This window comes from Streptomyces sp. ALI-76-A (genome assembly GCF_030287445.1).
Classification (GTDB): Bacteria; Actinomycetota; Actinomycetes; order Streptomycetales; family Streptomycetaceae; genus Streptomyces.
In genome coordinates, this window is record NZ_JASVWB010000002.1 from 1,591,217 (window position 1) to 1,607,077 (window position 15,861).

General features: G+C 72.9%; 11 protein-coding genes and 1 pseudogene. 8 read left to right on the top strand and 4 right to left on the bottom strand.

What is annotated here, in order from left to right:
* Positions 1-176: 176 nt before the first annotated feature.
* Together QQS16_RS08100 and QQS16_RS08105 are read right to left on the bottom strand one after the other, a co-directional pair.
* Positions 177-359 (bottom strand): tail-anchor membrane protein, encoded by a 183-nt coding sequence (locus QQS16_RS08100; RefSeq protein ID WP_286060937.1) that lies wholly within the window; start codon positions 357-359, stop codon positions 177-179.
* Between the two features lie 117 nt (positions 360-476).
* On the bottom strand, positions 477-1,520 hold the full coding sequence (locus QQS16_RS08105; RefSeq protein ID WP_286066250.1) for a fatty acid desaturase family protein: 1,044 nt from the start codon (positions 1,518-1,520) through the stop codon (positions 477-479).
* Positions 1,521-1,793: 273 nt separating this feature from the next.
* On the opposite strand from QQS16_RS08105, the gene QQS16_RS08110 reads away from it, so the two are divergent.
* The 3 genes and pseudogenes from QQS16_RS08110 to QQS16_RS08120 all read left to right on the top strand — a co-directional run.
* A complete protein-coding gene (locus tag QQS16_RS08110) occupies positions 1,794-4,730 on the top strand; it encodes an SCO1167/SCO6262 family helicase (RefSeq protein ID WP_502963893.1) in 2,937 nt (978 codons plus the stop codon).
* On the top strand, positions 4,727-6,010 hold the full coding sequence (locus QQS16_RS08115; RefSeq protein ID WP_286060939.1) for an SWIM zinc finger family protein: 1,284 nt from the start codon (positions 4,727-4,729) through the stop codon (positions 6,008-6,010). The genes QQS16_RS08110 and QQS16_RS08115 overlap by 4 nt, the downstream gene beginning before the upstream one ends.
* Before the next feature lie 110 nt (positions 6,011-6,120).
* Positions 6,121-6,439 (top strand): annotated as a pseudogene (locus QQS16_RS08120) (esterase-like activity of phytase family protein); the annotation flags it as partial.
* A 13-nt stretch (positions 6,440-6,452) separates the two neighbouring features.
* Here QQS16_RS08120 and QQS16_RS08125 read toward each other — a convergent pair.
* Entirely contained in the window at positions 6,453-6,926 is a 474-nt protein-coding gene (locus QQS16_RS08125; protein ID WP_286060940.1) for a hypothetical protein, read from the bottom strand.
* 138 nt (positions 6,927-7,064) lie between these two features.
* Entirely contained in the window at positions 7,065-8,231 is a 1,167-nt protein-coding gene (gene xylA, locus QQS16_RS08130) for a xylose isomerase (RefSeq protein ID WP_286060941.1), read from the bottom strand.
* Between the two features lie 118 nt (positions 8,232-8,349).
* Between xylA and xylB the strand changes: the two genes are divergently transcribed.
* The 5 genes from xylB (at position 8,350) to exaC (ending at position 15,761) form a co-directional block, all read left to right on the top strand.
* On the top strand, positions 8,350-9,795 hold the full coding sequence (gene xylB / locus QQS16_RS08135) for a xylulokinase (RefSeq protein WP_286060942.1): 1,446 nt from the start codon (positions 8,350-8,352) through the stop codon (positions 9,793-9,795).
* A gap of 67 nt (positions 9,796-9,862) precedes the next feature.
* Entirely contained in the window at positions 9,863-11,071 is a 1,209-nt protein-coding gene (locus tag QQS16_RS08140; RefSeq protein ID WP_286060943.1) for an ROK family transcriptional regulator, read from the top strand.
* 883 nt (positions 11,072-11,954) lie between these two features.
* Positions 11,955-12,608 (top strand): N-acetylmuramoyl-L-alanine amidase, encoded by a 654-nt coding sequence (locus tag QQS16_RS08145; protein WP_286060944.1) that lies wholly within the window; start codon positions 11,955-11,957, stop codon positions 12,606-12,608.
* Positions 12,609-12,715: 107 nt separating this feature from the next.
* Positions 12,716-13,993: a GAF domain-containing protein gene (locus QQS16_RS08150; protein ID WP_286060945.1), complete on the top strand. Its 1,278-nt coding sequence runs from the start codon at positions 12,716-12,718 to the stop codon at positions 13,991-13,993.
* 244 nt (positions 13,994-14,237) lie between these two features.
* On the top strand, positions 14,238-15,761 hold the full coding sequence (exaC, locus tag QQS16_RS08155; protein ID WP_286060946.1) for an acetaldehyde dehydrogenase ExaC: 1,524 nt from the start codon (positions 14,238-14,240) through the stop codon (positions 15,759-15,761).
* Positions 15,762-15,861 lie beyond the last annotated feature (100 nt).

The following is a 15,861-nucleotide window of genomic DNA, read 5'->3' on the forward strand; positions in this document are numbered from 1 at the left end:
CAGCGACAGGGTCGAGCCGACGGCTACGTCAGCCGCCGGCTCGACGGTGGTCACCCGCCCCCGCGGGGCCGTCGGGCGGCCGCTCGCGGACCCGTGCCCCTGCCGGGCCCGCGAGCGGCGATGCGGTCGACGTCCTGTGTGGCGCCGGCGGTCGGGGCGGACCGACCGGCAGGCCGTCAGCGGCCGAGCTCCTTGCGGGTCGAGCGGCGCAGCCTGCGCCGCTGTGAGGGGTCCAGCGCGAGGTACGCGGCGGCGGGCACTCCCAGGACTATCAGGAGCGCGGCCCACCAGGGCAGCCAGATCAGCAGGATGAGGCCGACCGCCACACCCCCTGCGGCGATCTTCGCGTTCTTCGACATGTACGTCGCCTCCTTCGCGGCCACTGCCGCTCTCTGTCCAGGAAAAACGGGCCCGCGCCTCCCACGGTTCCGGATCACGACCCTGAGACGCCCCTGAGACATCCCCGACATGAGCCCCTACTCGCCGCGCAGGGGCTCGCCCACCTCGTGCATGTGACGCAGAGCCTGCCGGTACGAGTCGACCAGGCCGGTCTCCGTGTAGGGAATACCCAATGCCCCGCAGTGGGCGCGCACAAGGGGCTGGACGAGTCGCAGATGGGGACGGGGCATGCTGGGAAAGAGGTGGTGCTCGATCTGGTAGTTGAGGCCGCCGAGGAACCAGTCGGTCACGGCGCCGCCGCGGATGTTGCGCGAGGTGAGCACCTGACGCCGCAGATGCCCCCACGGCCGACCGTTCGCGTCCGGCATCTCCATGCCCTTGTGGTTGGGCGCGAACGACAGCCCCAGGTGCAGGCCGAAGAGTGCCTGGTGCAGGACGGCGAACACGAGGGCCTTGCCGGGCGACATGGAGGTGAGCAGCAGCGTGGCGTAGCCGGCGAGATGGCTGACCAGCAGCACGGCCTCCACGGACCGCTCTCCGGGCGACTGGCGGCGCAGGTCCCTGAAACCCTGGATCTTCAGGGCGACGCCCTCCAGGAGGGTGAGCGGGAAGAACAGCCAGGCCTGGTGCCGGGTGAGCCAGCCGCGGAAGCCCATGCGCTCCTTCGCCTGCTCGCCGGTGAAGACGAGGACATCGGCGGCGACATCGGGGTCCTTGTCGATGTGGTTGGGGTTGGCGTGATGCCGGTTGTGTTTGTTGTTCCACCAGGAGTAGCTCATCCCGAGGAGCAGGTTGCCGTGGACGAGGCCGATGAGGCGTCCGGCCGCCTTGTCGCCGGTGATCTGGGCGTGCCCGGCGTCGTGTCCTATGAAGGCGGTGCGCGCGCTGAACACCGCGAGCACCGGTGCGAGGAACAGGGTCCACCAGGAGTCGCCGAGCAGGACGACACCCGTGACCACGCCGGCCAGGGCGAGGGCGTTGACCGTGATGACGCGCGCGTACCACCCGTACCGGCGTACCAGAAGATGCCGGCTCCTGGCCGCGCGCAGGAGCGGCGTGAACTCGCTCCCGCCGGGTGGCGAGCCGGACGTGTCCCGGGGGCGGAGGGCGAGCGTGGACATGCTTGTGGGCGTGGGCGTGATCTGGGGCATGCGGGACTCCGGCTCTGTCTCAGGCGAACGCTCTGACCTGAGGAAACGTACGGACCGATGACCTGCGGCGGCCATGAGGCGACCCCCCGTGTACGGGCGGGGGTCAGCGCCGTGCGGGAGGGGGCCGACGCCACCCCACAGCGCCAAGTGACCCGGATCACAGTTGACGATGGCGGACTGAAGGCCGGACAGGTGTACCCTCGGCGATCGCATCCCTCGGTAGTCAAATTTGAGGAATAAGTCATCGCTGCGCAGAAGACTCCCCCGGCAAACCCGTCCGAGGTCGCCGAACCAGCCGAACCGGCCGAACGCGGCGAATCAGCCGAACCGGCCGAGTTCGCCGACTGTTGTGCCGTGTTCCTCCCCGGCGACCCGGCCCGCACCGGTGCCGTCGCGTTCTGGCGGCCGGACGGCGGCGTTCCGCCCGTCGTCGCGTCGGGCCGGGCCGGGGACCTGACCGTCGTGCTGCCCGGCGAAGTCGGTGTCGAGCGGGTGAGCGTGCCCGCCGTCCTGCTCCCCGTACGCGCGGCCCTGCCGGTTCTCACGCGCGCGCGTGCCCTTCCGCACGCCGACCGCGGCACCGCCTTCTGGGGCACGGCGACCGTGCTGGCCCTGCACTTCCTCGCTCGCGGACTGCTTCTGCCCGGCCTGTCCGCCGGCGACCACGACGCCTGGCGCACGGGCCCGTTGGGGACGGACGACGTCGAGCGCGTCCGCCGGCTCGCCGCCGCCATGCCGCCCGAGGCACACGCCGTGCCCCTGGACGGAGCCGGACCCCTGCGGCTGCCCGACCCCGAACGGCTGCTGCGGGCCTTCCTGGACGCGGTCGCCGACACGCTCCCCCGCTCCCCCGCGGCCCCGCTGGTCACCGGAGGGTCCGCCTACGCGGCAGGGGAACCGCAGCACCTCCCCGAGCAGCGGGCCTGGGCGGCCGATGTCGCCGCGGGCCACGACGCGGGCGTACGGCTCTCGCTGCGGGTCGAGGCGTCGGGGCTGGCCACCGAGCCGGACGACGACACCCCGGTGGCGTTCAGGGCCGTGCTCCAGGTGCACAGCGTGAGCGACCCGGCGCTCGTCGCGGACGCCGCCGAGGTGTGGAAGGGCACCGGTGGCGCGGGAGCGGGCTCCGGTGCCCCGGGCTCGGGCTTCGGGCCGCGCGCGCGGATGGACGTTCTGCTCGCCCTGCGCCGCGCGGCACGGGCCTGGCCGCCGCTCACGCCGCTGCTCTCGGCGGCCGTGCCGGACGCCGTCGACCTCGCCGACGAGGAGGTCGCCGAACTCCTCGGTGACGGCGCGCGAACGCTCTCCGGCGCCGGAGTCGAGGTGCACTGGCCGAAGGAACTGGCCCGCAAGCTGACCGCCCGCGCGGTGGTGGGTCCGCCCGACGACACCCGGGAACCGGACACCGTCTCCTCGGACACGCCGTCGTTCCTGTCGGCCGACGCGCTGCTCGCCTTCGACTGGTGGTTCGCCCTGGGCGGCCAGCGGCTCACGCGCGAGGAACTGGACCGGCTGGCCGAAGCCAACCGCCCCGTGGTGCGGCTGCGTGACCAGTGGGTCCTCGTGGACCCTCAGGAGGTGCGCCGGGCCCGGGCCCGGCAGGACCGCAAGGTGACGCCCGTCGAGGCTCTCAGTGCGGCGCTGACGGGCTCGACGGAGGTGGACGGCCACCGGTTCGACGTGCAGTCCACGGGGTGGCTGGCGGCCCTGCGGGAGCGGCTGACGGACCCGGAGGCGCAGGAGCCGGTCGGGCAGCCCGCCGCGCTCGACGCCACACTGCGGGACTACCAGCTGCGCGGCCTGAGCTGGCTGGCCCGGATGACGTCGCTGGGGCTCGGGTGCTGTCTGGCCGACGACATGGGCCTCGGCAAGACGATCACCCTGATCGCGCTGCATCTGCACCGGCAGACCGACCCGGCGACCGCCGGCCCCACGCTCGTGGTGTGCCCGACGTCGCTGATGGGCAACTGGCAGCGGGAGATCGAACGGTTCGCGCCCGGCACGCCCGTGCGCCGCTTCCACGGGCCGCGCCGCGGCCTGGAGTCGCCCGCCGCCGGGGAGTTCGTGCTCACCACGTACGGCACGATGCGCCTGGACGCGGAACGGCTCGGCCGGGTTCCGTGGGGCATGGTGGTGGCGGACGAGGCCCAGCACGTGAAGAACCCGTACGCGGACACCGCACGCCGGCTGCGCTCGATCGGCGCCCGCGCGCGCGTGGCGCTCACCGGCACCCCGGTGGAGAACAACCTGTCGGAACTGTGGGCGATCCTCGACTGGACGACCCCGGGCCTGCTGGGCCCGCTCGGCACGTTCCGCACGCGGTACGCGCAGGCCGTAGAGAGCGGTCAGGACCCGGCCGCCGCGGAGCGGCTCACCCGCCTCGTGCGCCCGTTCCTGCTGCGGCGCCGCAAGTCCGATCCGGGGATCGCTCCGGAGCTGCCGCCGAAGACTGAGACCGACCGTGCCGTGTCGCTCACCAGGGAACAGGCGGGCCTCTACGAGGCCGTGGTGCGCGAGACGCTCGCGGAGATCTCCGGGGCGGACAGCATGGCGCGCCGCGGCCTGATCGTGAAGCTGCTGACGGGTCTGAAGCAGATCTGCAACCACCCGGCGCAGTTCCTCAAGGAGGAGCGGCCGAGGATCGCCGGACGCTCGGGGAAGCTGGAGCTTCTCGACGAACTGCTGGACACCATCCTCTCCGAGGGGGCGGGGGTGCTGGTCTTCACGCAGTACGTGCGCATGGGGCGCCTCATCGAACAGCACCTGTCGGCTCGTGGGGTGGCCTCGCAGTTCCTGCACGGCGGCACACCGGTCCCCCGGCGCGAGGCGATGGTGCGGCGCTTCCAGGACGGTGAAGTGCCCGTCTTCCTGCTGTCGTTGAAGGCGGCCGGCACGGGGCTGAACCTCACCCGGGCCGAGCACGTCGTGCACTACGACCGCTGGTGGAACCCGGCCGTCGAGGCGCAGGCGACGGACCGGGCGTACCGCATCGGGCAGACCCGGCCCGTGCAGGTGCACCGGCTGATCACGGAGGGGACCATCGAGGACCGCATCGCCGCCATGCTGACCCGCAAGAGGGAGCTGGCCGACGCCGTGCTGGGCGCGGGAGAGGCGGCGCTCACGGAACTCACGGACGCGGAACTGGCCGACCTGGTCGAGCTGCGAGGGGGCGGACGATGACCGAGTACGACGACATGGAGCGCACGTTCGCCGCGTTGCCGCCCACGCGCGGGCGGGGCTTCGCTCAGACGTGGTGGGGGCAGGCCTGGCTGAAGGCACTGGCGGACACGGCGCTGGACTCCGAGCAGGTGAAGACGGGCCGCAGGCTCGCGCGCGCGGGAGCGGTGGGCGCCGTGTCGGTGCGTCCGGGGCGCATCACGGCCGTCGTCCAGGACCGGGACGGTACGGCCCACCGGTCCGACGTTCTGCTGACTCAGCTGTCCGGTGAGCAGTGGAACCGCTTCGTCGACATGGCTGGTGAGCGGGCGGGGCACGTGGCGGCCCTGCTGGACCGCGAGATGCCTCCGCACCTGGTCGAGGACGCGGCGGCGGCGGGGATCGAGCTGCTGCCCGGCATCGGCGACCTGGAGCCCGAGTGCGGCTGCGGCGCCTGGGACCACTGCGGGCACACCGCGGCGCTCTGCCACCAGGTGGCCCGCTTGCTGGACCAGGACCCCTTCGTGCTGCTGCTGATGCGAGGACGCGCCGAACGCCCCCTGCTGGACGCCCTTCAGGAGCGCGGCGCCGCGCCCGCCGGGACAGCCGCCGAGGAGAACCTCGAACCCGCCGGAGTGGACGCGGCGGAGGCATACGCGGCCGGGGACATCCTGCCGCCGCTGCCCGCCCTGCCCGAACTGCCCGCGCAGCCCGGTGTCCCGCCCTCCCTGGACACCGAGGCCCGGCCCGCGGCGGGCATCGATCCGGCGGCGTTGGAGTTCCTGGCCGCCAGGACCGCCGCGGAAGCACACCGCCTGCTCGCCGACGCGCTCCGGGCAGAACCGCGGCCACGCGCCGGCGAGCAGGAGTCGACGGTGGCTCAGGACGCGGTCCGCCTCGCGGCGGGCGCACCGGGGAAGGCCGTCGCGGACCGGCTCGCCGACGGATCCGGACGCGACGGCGATCAACTGGCCCTGGCCGTACGCGCCTGGCGCCACGGAGGTGCGGCGGCCCTGTCCGTGTACGAGGAGGAGTGGTCCGTGGAGGGAGAGACAGCGGCACGCGCGCGTGCCGCCCTGGACGCGGCCTGGGACGAGGACGAACGGCCGGTCCTGCGGGCGACGGGCAACCGCTGGACGGTCGTCGGCGCGCCGAGCCAGCTGCGCCTCGGACGGGACGGCCGCTGGTGGCCCTACCGCGAGGAACGCGGTCGCTGGGTTCCTGCGGGAGGCGCAGCCCAGGACCCCGCGACGGCACTGGCCTCGATGGAGCCGGCGGAGGAGACCGGGAAAGGGACCCACTGAGGACCCTCGGAGTCGCGTCCTGGCCTCCTGCACTTCCTGGGACCTTGCCACGTGCTGGAGCCGTGCGGCCTTGTCGGTGCGCTCCTCGACGAGCAGCCGGTCACCGCCCACGGCGACACCGCACCGCGAACATCCTGGGGAGCCGTTGGGCCGACGACACGGCGTCCCCCTCCCTGGAGCAGCTCGACGACCCTGCGGCCTCGGGTGTCCCGGTGCTCGCCAAGCGGCTGGTGGTGGACCTGGGCGCGGTCGCCGGCGTGCGGCAAGATCGAGGGCGTCGCGCTCGTGGACCGCCGCACGCTCGCGCTCGTCAACGACAACGACTTCGGGATGACGGACGGCGCCGACGCGTTCGACGCGCAGGGCCGGCTGGTCGACAGGGGGGTGGAGACGACGGTGACGTACGTGCGGCTGCCGCACGGCGTCTGAGGCGGGTCGGCGACTACGGGAGCGCGTCGCCGGCCGGCTGGGGGATCAGCGATTCGAGCTCGCTCGGGAAGTCGGTCGGCAGCTCACTCGGAAAATCGCTGGGGAAACCGCTGGGCAGCTCACTGGGGAACCCCGACGGCAGCTCGCTGGGCACCTCGGTCGGCAGGCTGAAGGACGGTCGGGGAGAGCCGCTCGTGCTGCTCTTGGGGGGCGGCTGTTCGTCGGGCGAGTCGTCGCTCCCCGATGCCATGAGCACCACCGCGGCGACGGCCACAGCGGCAACGATCAGGGCCAGCAGTGCGTAGAGCGGACTCCGGCGCCTGCGCGGACCGCCGGCCGGGCTCAGCGGCTGCGTCGGAGGCGAACCGCCGTACGGGGCCGGTCCGTTGCGGCTGTATCCGTCGGGCGGTGGTCCGAAACCGCCGCCCGGGGGCGGGGTGTCGTCCGGTGGTCCGGGTGGCTGAGGAGGTACCGGCGGCAGGCCCATACCCCTCAGAGTCGCCCCGGACCGGTCGTGCCGCGACCCCCGCGCGGACGTTGGTACGGGCTCATGCCGTGGACGGCATGATTCCGGAACATTCCGCGCGGAGGCCGGTCACGACCCGTGCCGCACGCGCGCGTGCCGTCAGCCGCGTGCTCCCAGCAGGTGGTCCATCGCCAGCTGGTCGAGCCGCTCGAACGCCATCCCGCGGGCGGCGGCCTCCTCGGCGTCGAAGTCCTCGAAGGCAGTACGGTCCGCGAGCAGCGCCTTGAGGCCGTCGGCCGCGGTGGGCTGCGCCAGTTCGTCCAGGCGGGAGGCGCGCAGGGCCTCCTGGACCTCCGGGTCCGCGCGGAAGGCGGCCGCACGGTCCTTGAGGATGAGGTAGTTGCGCATGCAGCCGGCCGCCGACGCCCACACCCCGTCGAGGTCCTCGGTCCGCGGCGGCTTGAAGTCGAAGTGGCGCGGACCGGCGTAACCGGCGGTCTCCAGGAGGTCGACCAGCCAGAAGGCGGCACGCAGGTCACCGGCGCCGAAGCGCAGGTCCTGGTCGTACTTGATGCCCGACTGGCCGTTGAGGTCGATGTGGAAGAGCTTGCCCGCCCACAGGGCCTGCGCGATGCCGTGCGGGAAGTTCAGCCCGGCCATCTGCTCGTGGCCGACCTCGGGGTTGACGCCGTACAGCTCCGGACGCTCCAGGCGCTCGATGAACGCCAGCGCGTGGCCGACCGTGGGCAGCAGGATGTCGCCGCGCGGCTCGTTCGGCTTGGGCTCGATCGCGAAGCGCAGGTCGTAGCCCTGCTCGGTCACGTACTCGCCGAGGAGGTCGAAGGCCTCCTTCATGCGGTCCAGGGCCACCCGTACGTCCTTGGCGGCGCCGGACTCGGCGCCCTCGCGGCCACCCCAGGCGACGTAGGTCTCGGCGCCGAGCTCGACCGCGAGGTCGATGTTGCGGATGGTCTTGCGCAGGGCGTAGCGGCGCACGTCGCGGTCGTTGGCGGTGAACGCGCCGTCCTTGAAGACGGGGTGCGTGAAGAGGTTGGTGGTCGCCATCGGCACCTTCATGCCGGTCGCCTCGAGCGCCTCGCGGAAGCGCTTGATGTGCGCCTCGCGCTCGGTGTCGGAGGACCCGAAGGGGATCAGGTCGTCGTCGTGGAAGGTCACGCCGTGAGCGCCGAGCTCGGCCAGGCGCTGCACCGACTCGACCGGGTCCAGGGCCCTGCGGGTGGCGTCGCCGAACGGGTCCCGTCCCTGCCAGCCGACGGTCCACAGGCCGAAGGTGAACCTGTCCTCGGGGGTGGGCTGGTAGTTCATGCCGCGGCTCCTTGCGTGCTGGATCTATTTCGTCATGGCCGTTTACAAATTAGTATGCGATCGCATCTCTGGGAAGACAGACCCCGCAGAGCCGCGGAAAAACTTGAGGGAGAGCCCGATGTCAGCAGCCGAGGGTCCGCTCGTCGTCGGTGTGGACACGTCCACACAGTCCACCAAGGCCCTGGTCGTCGACGCGTCGACCGGACGGGTGATGGCGAGCGGGCAGGCCCCGCACACGGTGTCCTCCGGGGCCGGCCGCGAGAGCGACCCGCGCCAGTGGTGGGACGCCCTGTGCGAGGCCCTGCGCCAGTGCGGGGACGCGGCCCGGGAAGCCGCCGCGGTGTCGGTCGGCGGCCAGCAGCACGGCCTGGTCACGCTGGACGCCCGGGGTGAGCCGGTGCGCCCGGCACTGCTGTGGAACGACGTGCGTTCCGCGCCGCAGGCCCGGCGCCTGACCGAGGAGCTGGGCGGCGCGAAGTTCTGGGCCGAACGCACCGGCTCCGTCCCGGCCGCCTCCTTCACGGTGACGAAGTGGGCCTGGCTGGCCGAGCACGAACCGGAGGCCGTCCGCGCCACCACGAGCGTGCGCCTGCCCCACGACTACCTCACCGAGCGCCTCACCGGACAGGGCACCACCGACCGGGGCGACGCCTCCGGTACCGGCTGGTGGGCGTCGGCGACGGAGTCGTACGACACCGGGATCCTCGCCCACGTGGGGCTCGACCCCGCGCTGCTGCCCCGCGTGGTCCGCCCCGGCGAGGTGGCCGGCACCGTGCGGGACGGCCACGGCCTGCCCTTCGCCAAGGGCACCCTGGTGGCTCCGGGCACCGGAGACAACGCCGCCGCCGCCCTGGGCCTGGGGCTGCGCCCCGGCACGCCGGTGATGAGTCTCGGCACCTCCGGCACCGTGTACGCCGTGTCGAGGCGCCGCCCCACCGACCCCACCGGCACCGTGGCGGGCTTCGCCGACGCCCACGGCGACTGGTTGCCACTGGCCTGCACCCTGAACTGCACGCTCGCCGTCGACCGCGTCGCCGCCCTGCTGGGCCTGGACCGCGAGGCGGTGGAGCCCACCGCCGACGTGACCCTCCTGCCCTACCTGGACGGCGAACGCACCCCGAACCTGCCGAACGCCTCGGGACTGCTGCACGGCCTGCGGCACGACACGACGGGCGGACAGCTCCTCCAGGCCGCGTACGACGGCGCCGTCCACGCGTTGCTCGGCGCGCTCGACCTGGTCCTCGACGAGGACGCGGACCGCACCACGCCGCTGCTGCTGATCGGCGGCGGCGCCCGGGGCAGGGCCTGGCAGGAGACCGTACGGCGGCTGTCCGGGCGCCCCGTCCAGGTGCCCGAGGCGAAGGAACTGGTCGCGCTCGGCGCGGCGGCCCAGGCGGCCGGTCTGCTGACCGGAGAGGACCCGGGCGCGGTCGCCCGGCGCTGGAACACGGCCGCCGGGCCGGTGCTCGACGCCGTGGAACGGGACGACGCGGCGCTGGCCAGGATCTCCGGGGTACTCTCCGACGCGGCCCCACTGCTGGAGCGGGGGACGGACCCGAGTTGACGGAACCCTGGTGACCCACGGCCGTCGACCGGCCGCCGTTCACGACCGACGGAGGACGGACGGAGGCATGACCGCACCGCTGCACGAGACCCACCCGGCCGGCCCCGGGCGCACGCTGCCCGACACCCAGCAGGGCATGCGGCGCCGCAACCTCGCCCGGGTCATGCACGCCGTCAGTGCCGAGGGACCCCTCTCCCGCGCCGCCGTCGCCTCACGCATCGGTCTCACCCGGGCGGCGGTGTCGACCCTCGTCGACGAGCTGATCCGCTCGGGGCTGCTGGAAGAGCTCGGCCCGGAACGGCCCGGCCGGGTGGGCAGGCCGGGGTCGGCGCTCGCGGTGAGCGGGCGCGGTCCTGCCGGGATCGGCGCCGAGATCGGCGTGGACCACCTCGCGGTGTGCGCGGTCGACCTGCGCGGCAAGGTGCGGTCCAGGGCCGTGCGCTACGGCGCGAACCGGGGCCGCTCGGCCGAACCGGTGGTCAGGGAACTCACCGCTCTGGTGCGTGGGGTCGTCGCGGAGGCGGGGAGCGAGGGCCTGTGGCCGGCGGGGCTGGCCGTGGCGGTGCCCGGACTGGTGGCGCGCGACGGCCGGACCGTCGTACGCGCCCCGAACCTCGACTGGCACAACACGGACCTCGGTGCCCTGCTGCCCCCCGAGTTCGCGCCGGCCGTCGGCAACGAGGCCAACTTCGGCGCGCTCGCCGAGCTGTGGCTCGGTGCCGGTACCCCGCGCGACTTCCTGCACGTGTCGGCGGAGATCGGCATCGGCGCGGCCGTCGTCGTGGACGGGCGGCTGCTGCGCGGAACGCGGGGTTTCGCGGGCGAGCTGGGGCATGTGCCGGTCCACCCGGACGGACCGGACTGCCCCTGCGGCGGACGCGGTTGCCTGGAGCAGTACGCCGGTGAGGAGGCGGTGCTGCGGGCAGCCGGTCTGGACCTGGGCGAGGACCGCGTCGGGCTGCTCGCCCAGCGGGCCACGGACGGCGACGAGAACGTACGGCTCGCCCTGAGCGCCGCCGGAGAGGCGCTCGGGATCGCGCTGACCGGGGCGGTGAATCTGCTGGACCCCGAGGCCGTCGTGCTCGGCGGCGCGCTCGCGGGCCTCGCGCCCTGGCTCCTGCCGTCCCTGCGCGACGAACTGGCCCGGCGCACAGCGGGACCGTCCTGTCCGGTTTCCGTGTCCCGGCTGGGTCCCGAGGGCCCGCTGCTGGGGGCTGCGCACTCGGTGGTGCGGGCGGTGCTGGACGATCCGGCGGGCGTGGCCGAACCGGTCTGACGCGGATGAGCTCGCTCGTGGACGGGTGGGGTGAGCTTCTCGTGGACGGGTGGGGTGAGCTCGCATGTGGCCGGGCGAGGTTGTCCGCCCGTGGCCGGGGAGGGCGAGTCCGCCCGTGGACGGAAGGAGATCACCTGCGGCCGGGATGAGATCACCTGCGGTTGCCGGGCGAGATCGCTCGCCGTGCCCTGACGACTCCCCTCACCGCCGCTGGGCGCCCTGCCCCGGCGTTCCCCAGGCTGTTTTCACCTGTCCGAGTGAGCGAGTTCTCCCCAACCCTTCCGCTGTCCACGGAAACACTCGGCGTCCTCCGGCCCGACCGGCTTGAGCCGTACCGTGATCACGCGAGGCGCTGCCGTCGTGCGACGGGCGGGGCCGGCTTGGGGCGGCCCGGGGCCCGGGGCCCGGGCCGGCCGCATCGCCCGGCCCCGCCTCGCCGAACCGCCGTCCAGCCAACCGCCGTCCGCTGGCTCTCCCTTCGCAGATCGGAGCTGTGCACGATGAACGACCCCAGGCTCCTGACCGTTCGTCCCGAACCCGGCGGTACCCCCGAGTCGGACAGGCACATCACCTCGACGGGTTCGGCGCGCCCATTGAAGGACGCGTTCCGGATATCCCGGTCGGCCTGGTCCACTGGCTGGTGCGTGACCACGGGTTCAGTGAGCTGGACGCGTACCAGTTCGCAACCCGGAGCGTGGAGGCCCCGTTGGCCCATGTGTGCGACACCGCCACCCGGGCGCCGGCCAAGATCCGCAAGGAGTGGCTGCCCGAACGCGAGACGCACCGAGGCGGGCACGCCCGGCCGCGGGAGACCGCTCCAGCCGCCCTACGGGGTTCAACACCGCCCACCCGAAAGCACTGCTTCCTTGAAAGGCACTCCCCCATGGAACACGTGAAGCCACTCCCCAGCAGGCGGCGGCTGCTGGGGGGCGCCGCCCTCGCCGCCGTCCCGTTCGCGCTGGTGCCGGACGCGCCCGCCCGAGCACAGTCCCGGACCGGCGAGGACCCCGCGGCGGCCCGAACCGGTGACCACCCTTCGGCGGCGCGAGCCGTCGACTACCCCGCGGCCGAGTGGCAGCCGGCGACCACGTCCAACTACACGACGTCCAGCCGTCCCAGCGCCTATCCCCTCACCCACGTGGTCATCCACGTCACCCAGGAGACGTACGCCGACACGCTGGCGATCTTCCGGAACCCGCAGAAGAAGGTGTCCGCGCACTACGTCGTACGGTCCGCGGACGGGCATGTGGCGCAGTGTGTCCGTGAGGCCGACATCGCCTGGCACGCGGGAAACTGGGACTACAACACCCGCAGCATCGGCATCGAACACGAGGGCTGGGTGGACCGCCCCGCCTACTTCACCGACGCGCTGTACGAGCAGTCGGCGAGGCTGACAGCCGCGATCTGCGCCAAGTACCGCATCCCCAGAGACCGGGCGCACATCATCGGGCACAACGAGGTGCCGGGCGCGGACCACACCGATCCGGGCCCGAACTGGGACTGGACACGCTTCATGAGGCTCGTCGACATCGCCTGACCGGACGGACAGGCCCGGCGTTCGGGTGACCACCGTCGAAACGGTTGTCCGCGCGCGTACCCGGAGTGACGATGTCCCCGAGAGCATCGCCTTTCGGGGAGGCCGAGTTGACCGATCCGTGGGTGGCCCTGGAACCGGGGGCCGACCCCGCCGAGCGCGTACGGATGCTGCGGCGCGCGCACGACACGTTCACCGAGGCGGGCACCGTACCGCGTCCGGTGCGTGCCGTGGTCGCCGACTCCTGGCGGCGTTCGGCGCGGGCCGGGGTCGGGCCCGACGGCACCGCGCGGGTCGAGCTCTCGGACGGCGACCTCGGCTCCTACCGCGCCGAGCACCCACTGGCACGGGTGATGCCGCTGTTCCGAGAGTTGCTGGGCACGTTCGCGGCGGACGGCGAGCATCTGCTCGCCGTGTGCGACGCGCACGGCAGGCTGCTGTGGGTCGAAGGCCATCCGAGCACGCGCCGCGAGGCGGACCGGATGAACTTCGTCCCGGGTGCGCGGTGGGCGGAGACCGCGGTCGGGACGAACGCCCCGGGCACCGCGGTCGCCCTCGACCGCCCGGTACAGGTGTTCGCGGCCGAGCACTTCATCCGGCGGGTGCAGCCCTGGACGTGTGCGGCGGCTCCCGTGCACGACCCGCGCTCCGGGCGGGTGCTCGGCGCTGTCGACATCACCGGCGGGGACGGACTGGCGCATCCGCACAGTCTGGGTTTCGTACAGGCCGTGGCTCGGGCCGCCGAGTCCCAGCTGGCCCTGCTCCCGCCCGAGCAGCCCGCGGCCGACGCCCCCGAACTCACCGCGCTGGGACGGGACGAGGCACAGCTGTTCACCGGCGGACGCGGCATCAGGCTCAGCCGTCGGCACAGCGAGATCATGGTGCTGCTGGCCCGCCGTCCGCAGGGCCTGACCGGCGACGAGTTGCTGTACGCCCTGTACGAGGACGAGTCGGTGCCGCCGGTGACGCTGCGTGCCGAACTGGCCCGGCTGCGCCGGGTGCTGGGTCCGGACCTGCTCGCGTCGCGGCCCTACCGGCTCACCGTGCCGGTCGAGTCCGATGTCGCCGTCGTCGAGCGGCGGCTGGAGACCGGCGCGGTGACGGCGGCCGCGGCGGCGTACGCGGGCCCGCTGCTGCCCGACTCGCAGGCCCCGGCCGTGGCCCGGGTACGGCGACGCCTCGCCGACGGCCTCCGTACGGCACTGATCGCCCGCCGTGACCCCGACCTGCTGGCGGACTGGGCGCACGCTCCGTGGGGCGAGGACGACCTCGACGTATGGCGGGCGCTCGCCGCGGTGCGACCGACGGCGGCGGTCCGGGCCCGCCTGGCGGCGCTGGAATCCGAACTGGCGGCGCCGCGCGGGCGGCCACGCCTGACGCCCCGTTGACCGATCCCTTCAGCCGCCCGGGCTCGCCCACCCGCCACCCGCCACCCGGCCACCCGGCCACCGGGCCACCGGGCCACCCGCCCTGAGACAACCGGTCGACGCTCCCGGGCGACTGGCACCAGCACCATGGAACCCCACCCACCACGCCCTCAGTCGGCGCAACGTACTTGCAACCCCCCGCTTCCTAGCCTCGCGCCGAGAGCTGCCCAACGGCGGGCAGCGCTTCTGAAGGAGGCAGACCGGCATGACCCGTTACGCTGCGCCCGGAACCGAGGGCGCGATCGTCTCCTACCAGGCGCGCTACGACCACTTCATCGGCGGCGAGTACGTGCCGCCGGCCGGCGGACAGTACTTCGACAACCCGTCCCCGGTGAACGGGCAGCCGTTCACGGAGGTCGCCCGCGGCACCGCGCAGGACGTGGAGCGAGCGCTGGACGCGGCGCACGCGGCCGCCCCGGCCTGGGGCCGTACCTCGGTGACCGAGCGCTCCGACATCCTGCGGAAGATCGCCGACCGTATGGAGGCGCATCTCGAACCCCTGGCGGTGGCGGAGAGCTGGGAGAACGGCAAGCCGGTGCGGGAGACCCTGGCGGCGGACATCCCCCTCGCCATCGACCACTTCCGTTACTTCGCGGGCGCGATCCGCGCGCAGGAGGGCTCACTCGGCGAGCTCGACGACGACATGGTGGCGTACCACTTCCATGAGCCGCTGGGCGTCGTCGCCCAGATCATCCCGTGGAACTTCCCCATCCTGATGGCGACGTGGAAACTCGCCCCCGCCCTCGCCGCGGGCAACGCGGTGATCATCAAGCCCGCCGAGCAGACCCCGGCGTCCCTCCACTACTGGCTGAGCCTCGTCGCTGACCTGCTGCCGCCGGGTGTGGTGAACATCGTCAACGGCTTCGGCGCGGAGGCGGGCAAGCCGCTGGCGTCCAACCCGCGGGTGGCGAAGGTGGCGTTCACGGGTGAGACCACGACGGGGCGGCTGATCATGCAGTACGCCTCGGAGAACATCAAGCCGGTCACCCTGGAGCTCGGGGGCAAGTCGCCCAACATCTTCTTCGACGACGTATGGGCGAAGAACGACGACTTCCGCGACAAGGCGCTCGAAGGTTTCACCATGTTCGCGCTCAACCAGGGCGAGGTGTGCACCTGTCCGTCCCGGGCGCTGGTCCAGCGCGGCCACTACACCGAGTTCCTGGAGGCGGCCGTCGCCCGTACCGAGCTGATCGAGCCCGGGCACCCCCTCGACACCGACACCATGATCGGCGCCCAGGCCTCCAACGACCAGCTGGAGAAGATCCTCTCCTACCTGGACATCGGCCGGCAGGAGGGCGCGAAGATCCTCACTGGCGGACAACGTGTCGATTATGACGGCGAGTTGAAGGGCGGCTATTACGTCCAGCCGACCATCTTCGAGGGTGACAACCGCATGCGGATCTTCCAGGAGGAGATCTTCGGGCCGGTCGTCTCGGTGACGTCCTTCGACGGCTTCGACGACGCGATCGAGATCGCCAACGACACGCTGTACGGGCTGGGCGCGGGCGTCTGGACGCGGGACATGAACACGGCGTACCGCGCGGGCCGGGCGATCCAGGCGGGCCGCGTCTGGACGAACTGCTATCACGCCTATCCGGCACACGCCGCGTTCGGCGGATACAAACAGTCGGGAATCGGCCGCGAGACACACAAGATGATGCTGGAGCACTACCAGCAGACGAAGAACATCCTCGTTTCATACAGTCCGAAGAAGCTCGGGTTCTTCTAGCGCGTGAAGTCGGCGGCGAATTCTCTCCGGCGAGACGTCCAGCCGCGGGGCGTGTTCTTCGAACGCCACTCCTTCCACGGCCACGGCCTGTTCGCCGGCC

Coding starts and splice junctions, on each gene's coding strand:
- QQS16_RS08100 (WP_286060937.1), bottom strand. CDS start 359: ATGTCGAAGAACGCGAAGATCGCCGCAGGGGGTGTGGCGGTCGGCCTC.
- QQS16_RS08105 (WP_286066250.1), bottom strand. CDS start 1,520: ATGTCCACGCTCGCCCTCCGCCCCCGGGACACGTCCGGCTCGCCACCC.
- QQS16_RS08115 (WP_286060939.1), top strand. CDS start 4,727: ATGACCGAGTACGACGACATGGAGCGCACGTTCGCCGCGTTGCCGCCC.
- QQS16_RS08125 (WP_286060940.1), bottom strand. CDS start 6,926: ATGGGCCTGCCGCCGGTACCTCCTCAGCCACCCGGACCACCGGACGAC.
- xylA (WP_286060941.1), bottom strand. CDS start 8,231: ATGAACTACCAGCCCACCCCCGAGGACAGGTTCACCTTCGGCCTGTGG.
- xylB (WP_286060942.1), top strand. CDS start 8,350: ATGTCAGCAGCCGAGGGTCCGCTCGTCGTCGGTGTGGACACGTCCACA.
- QQS16_RS08140 (WP_286060943.1), top strand. CDS start 9,863: ATGACCGCACCGCTGCACGAGACCCACCCGGCCGGCCCCGGGCGCACG.
- QQS16_RS08145 (WP_286060944.1), top strand. CDS start 11,955: ATGGAACACGTGAAGCCACTCCCCAGCAGGCGGCGGCTGCTGGGGGGC.
- exaC (WP_286060946.1), top strand. CDS start 14,238: ATGACCCGTTACGCTGCGCCCGGAACCGAGGGCGCGATCGTCTCCTAC.